The organism is Crenothrix polyspora (genome assembly GCF_900163755.1).
Classification (GTDB): Bacteria; Pseudomonadota; Gammaproteobacteria; order Methylococcales; family Methylomonadaceae; genus Crenothrix; species Crenothrix polyspora.
In genome coordinates this window covers 1-3552 of record NZ_FUKI01000081.1, presented here as the reverse complement: position 1 = coordinate 3552, position 3552 = coordinate 1, and the positions used below count along the sequence as shown (strand labels likewise).

At 38.2% G+C, this 3552-nt stretch carries 3 protein-coding genes; 1 reads left to right on the top strand and 2 read right to left on the bottom strand.

The window, feature by feature from the left end:
* Positions 1-481: 481 nt before the first annotated feature.
* Both CRENPOLYSF2_RS04755 and CRENPOLYSF2_RS04750 read right to left on the bottom strand, forming a co-directional pair.
* On the bottom strand, positions 482-1411 hold the full coding sequence (locus CRENPOLYSF2_RS04755) for a ParB/RepB/Spo0J family partition protein (RefSeq protein WP_087142807.1): 930 nt from the start codon (positions 1409-1411) through the stop codon (positions 482-484).
* Between the two features lie 12 nt (positions 1412-1423).
* Positions 1424-2491 carry a ParA family protein gene (locus tag CRENPOLYSF2_RS04750; protein WP_087142806.1) on the bottom strand — a complete coding sequence of 356 codons (1068 nt, stop codon included), beginning with the start codon at positions 2489-2491 and terminating at the stop codon, positions 1424-1426.
* Between the two features lie 265 nt (positions 2492-2756).
* Here CRENPOLYSF2_RS04750 and CRENPOLYSF2_RS04745 point away from each other — a divergent pair.
* Positions 2757-3552: transposase (locus tag CRENPOLYSF2_RS04745; protein WP_176371038.1), on the top strand; the 796-nt coding region annotated here is incomplete at its 3' end.

Genomic DNA, 3552 nt, shown 5'->3' with positions numbered 1-3552 from the left:
CCCCACGGTAGCAAATATATATCAACTTTCCTATGGGTGATAGCCGCTCAATGTGAGTTTTAGGATTGAAACTTTATTTTCAGATATAAAAGGTCGCGGATTTAATGTACATAAAAGTGGTCTGAAATGCCCAGAGCGAGTATCTCGATTACTTATTGCAGTGGCTTTGGCTTATATTTGGATGATTTATTTAGGCGAGTATGCTTTGCAACAAAGTTAGCAAAAAATTATTCATCGCTCAAAGCGATGCGATTTAAGCTTATTCACAATGGGTCGGAGATTTTTAAAAAGATTACTGTCTGACAACCTAAAGATACCTCCGTTTTGCATAGCGATACGATTAACAAGTTGAAATTAAATCGCTTTTTTTAAAATTCAAAAAAGTGTACGGTAGTGAATCATTATATAACGAAATAATTTCATTAAAAACAAAAGTACCTAATAGGTATTTTTTCATAAGCCAATGTTTTAAATTGATTATTTATGATTTTTCAGAAAAATATTCATGAATATTCTTAAGAATTTCTGACGGTTTAGAATCAGAATTACACTGAATAATCACTTTATTTTTTTCTATATAAGCATCACCAAAATGCTTCTGCTTAAAAAATAAATCAACTTTTTTCTTTGCCGAAGTTCTCTTGATTGGCAATCCACATTGGTTTTTTAACCAAAACATTGCTTTTTGTTCAGTTGCGCCATTAGCAATCATGTCTACGGCTTGAGTAACATTATTTTCGAAACCCTTAGCCATATAGCCAGCTAAAAATTCAGCGCAATTAGCGCCAAATAGATTAGGCTGAATTTCGAGTATCTTAATTACATTTGAAGGCAACTTTGAAAAATCGAGACACCGATCAATTTGTTGCCGAGATATTCCAACATACCGAGCCAGCTCCACAACTGACTTAACATATTTGTTGTCCAACAATTTTTTAAAGGACATTCCCAACTCAAAATCAGTCAAATTTTCACGTACTGTATTTGAAGCAATTGATAATAGTGCTGACTGTTTATCATCCAGTATTTTTAAAACGGCAGGAATATTTTTATAGCCCAAAATTTGATGCGCCCTATATCTTCGCTCACCTGAAATTAATTCATAACGGCCATCTTCTTTTTGTCTAACAGTAATCGGATCAATTAAAGTCCCTAATGCAATAGAATCCGCTAAACATTGCAATTCATTGCTGTCAAAAATGATCCGTGGCTGAAAGGGCGAAATATCAATTTGATGCAAAGAAATTTCAAGGGTATTTGAAGCTTGACTCATGTCAACCTCGTCAATGCCAGGTGCCGCATCAGGCACTTGCATTGTCGGATTGTTAGATACTAACTGTGGCATCTTACTGACGACATTCTGGTCGGCCTCTGGAATTTTTCCAGAACCTAATAAATTGCTCATTTTCATAGTTAAAGCCTATTACCTTATGTTTGGTTTAATATTTTCGTCAAAACCGGAAAGTGTTATGCCATAGCGCGTCAATAGGCTTTTGGCCAACTCCAAAATAACGCGTCCCCCTACAGAATTAGGTTCTTGTTCAATCAACGGCCCTTTCGACTCCTCTGTCAAAAATGACTGTTGCCGAACAAAACCACTGTAATGAGGTATTACATTTTCATTCATTAAATCTTTATATGTCTCTGCAAGAATTGATAGTGCTTCTTTACAATGCCGATAGGAAGGGTGATAACCGTTAGCAACAATTTCTACATCCAATTTTTTATCCGGATAGGCCCTGTTAATTTCTATAATATTACTAAAAAGCAAATTCATGGCCTTTACAGATTCACGATCTAGCCAAGCAACAGCAAGAATAGTCTTGCAAGCAGCCATTAAATTATAAGAAAGCAGGGTAGTTCCAGGCGCACTGTCTATTACAATGACATCGTACTGGTTAAAAAAATCAGGGGTATTAATGACAAAGCGGTCAAAAATCAAGTCTCGACCCAGCCTGGAAATGAGCCAATTGTCTGTTTGCGTCATGGTTATATCTGCTGGAATCAAATCAAGCATATTGCCAGGATAAATTGGCCTCAGCGCATCTTTGATAGAAACCGTATTTTTTGTATCAAACTGTTCCATCAAATGCCCGATGTGGACAATGTCTTCTGCCGATGAATCCACTCCTAATATATTGGTTAAGGAGGCCTGAGGATCACCATCTATAGCTAAAACCTTATAGCCTAACATTGCAAATGCTGAGGATATATTTGCTGAAATCAATGATTTACCAGTACCTCCCTTCGCCATTCTGACATTTATTATGGGTGGCCTATTTTTATTTTTTTGATTTTCATCAATGCCATAAAGCGCAACTTTTATACGTCTTATATCAGTTGGGGAATAACCAATCTTGGAACCATCTATACTTTCTTTACCTGTTATCTTTTTAAGTTGATAGGCTGAAACGTGATTTCCGATAAGCAGGTCACTGACAATTTTCGTTTTGTATTTAGGGGCACGGATAGCTTGCAATGTTGTTTCCATAAACTTATCATTCGCCAATAATATAAAATAATAATTTTACATGCAATTTCACATTTTTCAATGTTTTTATAAAAAACATAAAATTACAAAAATAACGCTTAGGGTAAGGTGAAATGAGTGGGTTTAACAAATTGAAGGCCAGAAACAGTAGACTGTAGGGTTCCTACACCACCATAGTCCACTAAATCTGGCCATGATTGAAATCATAACAACCCTTGAATTGCTTCGTCCACTATTAAGTCCCTGCGAATTCAAGAAACTTACAGTGATAATCGAGGCAACATTAGCGATGTCAGGGCGCGTAACGATGCTGGGCATTTCGAGGTGGGCGGAAAAAGGCGGCAGTTACCGGTCTATCCAGCGTTTTTTCAACGGCACACACGACTGGTCAAAGTTACGTTGGGCATTGATCAAGCAATATCTCAGTATAAGGGGTACTGGTGGAGTATGGCTTATTGCGGGTGATGAAGTGGTGGTAACCAAGTCTGGTAAGGAAACACATGGTTTGGCAAAGTTTTATTCTTCGATACAAAAACGACCAGTTCCTAGCTTGTGTTTCTTGAATCTATCTTTGGTAAACGTTGAAACACGTAAGTCTTACCCATTAGTAGCCGAGCAATTGGTGCGTGATGAAGCAAAGGAAACAGCCCCGAAAGCGGTGAAGAAAAAAGTAAAAAAAGACAAAGTAGGCAGACCCAAAGACAGCAAGAATAAGGATCGTACTCAAGTTGAGCTTTCTGCTTTTCAATTACAACTGCAAGGCTGCATTGGGCAAGCCTTACTGTTGTTGGGTTGCGATATAAGGCCGTGCTATTTTTTGTATGATGGTGCTTTGGGCAATAATGCGGGGTTGCAGCTGGTCAAGCAGAAAGGCTTGCATCTGATTTCAAAGTTGCGCCATGACTCCAAGCTGTATTTCCAGTATACAGAGCCTTATGCCGGAAGGGGCGCACCCAAAAAATACGGTGACCGTGTGACAGTGGAGAGGCTGACTGACCAGGGTGTGATTAAAAGTGCGGGGAATCTCATGCAGCTGCTGCGATTGGCAAATTACGCCAATA

Excerpts from the sequence above, each read along its gene's own strand:
- CRENPOLYSF2_RS04755 (WP_087142807.1), bottom strand. The coding sequence starts at position 1,411 with ATGAAAATGAGCAATTTATTAGGTTCTGGAAAAATTCCAGAGGCCGAC.
- CRENPOLYSF2_RS04750 (WP_087142806.1), bottom strand. The coding sequence starts at position 2,491 with ATGGAAACAACATTGCAAGCTATCCGTGCCCCTAAATACAAAACGAAA.